Here is a 1,189-nt window from a genome sequence, read left to right as displayed (position 1 = left end):
AAAGCCAACACAGCTAGGGTAGTATCCCACCAGCGCCTCCACGTAAGCTAGCGCTCACGTTTCAAAGGCTCCTACCTATCCTGTACAAGCTGTGCCGAATTTCAATATCAGGCTACAGTAAAGCTCCACGGGGTCTTTCCGTCCTGTCGCGGGTAACCTGCATCTTCACAGGTACTATGATTTCACCGAGTCTCTCGTTGAGACAGTGCCCAAATCGTTACGCCTTTCGTGCGGGTCGGAACTTACCCGACAAGGAATTTCGCTACCTTAGGACCGTTATAGTTACGGCCGCCGTTTACTGGGGCTTCGATTCGTAGCTTCGCAGAAGCTAACCACTCCTCTTAACCTTCCAGCACCGGGCAGGCGTCAGCCCCTATACATCACCTTACGGTTTAGCAGAGACCTGTGTTTTTGATAAACAGTCGCTTGGGCCTATTCACTGCGGCTCTTCTGGGCGTTAACCCTAAAGAGCACCCCTTCTCCCGAAGTTACGGGGTCATTTTGCCGAGTTCCTTAACGAGAGTTCGCTCGCTCACCTTAGAATTCTCATCTTGACTACCTGTGTCGGTTTGCGGTACGGGCACCTATTTTCTATCTAGAGGCTTTTCTCGGCAGTGTGAAATCAACGACTCGAAGACACAATGTCTTCTCCCCATCACAGCTCAGCCTTAACGAGTACCGGATTTGCCTAATACTCAGCCTTACTGCTTAGACGTGCAATCCAATCGCACGCTTCGCCTATCCTACTGCGTCCCCCCATCGATTAAAACGATTATAGGTGGTACAGGAATATCAACCTGTTATCCATCGCCTACGCCTGTCGGCCTCAGCTTAGGACCCGACTAACCCAGAGCGGACGAGCCTTCCTCTGGAAACCTTAGTCAATCGGTGGACGGGATTCTCACCCGTCTTTCGCTACTCACACCGGCATTCTCACTTCTAAGCGCTCCACATGTCCTTACGATCATGCTTCAACGCCCTTAGAACGCTCTCCTACCATTGTCCAAAGGACAATCCACAGCTTCGGTAATATGTTTAGCCCCGGTACATTTTCGGCGCAGTGTCACTCGACTAGTGAGCTATTACGCACTCTTTAAATGATGGCTGCTTCTAAGCCAACATCCTAGTTGTCTGGGCAACGCCACATCCTTTTCCACTTAACATATATTTTGGGACCTTAGCTGGTGGT

1 rRNA gene is annotated in these 1,189 nt (G+C 50.6%); it reads right to left on the bottom strand.

The features are described from left to right. Positions 1-1,189, bottom strand: a 23S ribosomal RNA gene (locus tag HMPREF2658_RS12325); the annotation flags it as partial.

Origin of the sequence: Staphylococcus sp. HMSC062H10 (assembly GCF_001836945.1) — a bacterium.
Lineage (GTDB): Bacteria > Bacillota > Bacilli > Staphylococcales > Staphylococcaceae > Staphylococcus > Staphylococcus aureus.
Note: the sequence above shows the minus strand (reverse complement) of the source record. Positions and strands in the feature narration are given on the sequence as shown.